This is a genomic window from Streptomyces sp. BE303, assembly GCF_036290945.1.
Classification (GTDB): Bacteria; Actinomycetota; Actinomycetes; order Streptomycetales; family Streptomycetaceae; genus Kitasatospora.
Genome location: NZ_JAQYWZ010000024.1, coordinates 1 through 306, shown reverse-complemented (window position 1 = coordinate 306; position 306 = coordinate 1). Strand labels below are relative to the sequence as shown.

Genomic DNA, 306 nt, shown 5'->3' with positions numbered 1-306 from the left:
CCGGTGACACCGAGGGGTTGACGACCGGGCTGGGCGCGGTAGCTTCCGGGTCGGGTGGTCTGACGGGTGTTGCGGGTTCTGGTCGGGTGGCGTTCCTGTTCACGGGGCAGGGTGCGCAGCGAGCGTCGATGGGCCGGGGCGTGTACGAGGCGTTCCCGGTGTTCGCGGACGCCTTCGTCCCGGTGGCGTTGCACCTGGATGCCGATCTGGACCAGCCGCTGGCGGAGGTGCTGGCGGACGAGGAGCTGATCCACCGGACCGGGTACGCGCAGCCGGCGTTGTTCGCGGTGGAGGTGGCGTTGCATG

Annotated in this window: 1 protein-coding gene; it reads left to right on the top strand. The window is 70.6% G+C overall.

Annotated elements, in window-relative coordinates; translation table 11 throughout:
• Positions 1 to 86: 86 nt before the first annotated feature.
• On the top strand, positions 87 to 306 hold a 220-nt coding region (locus tag PUR56_RS00070), incomplete at its 3' end, for an acyltransferase domain-containing protein (RefSeq protein ID WP_329947318.1).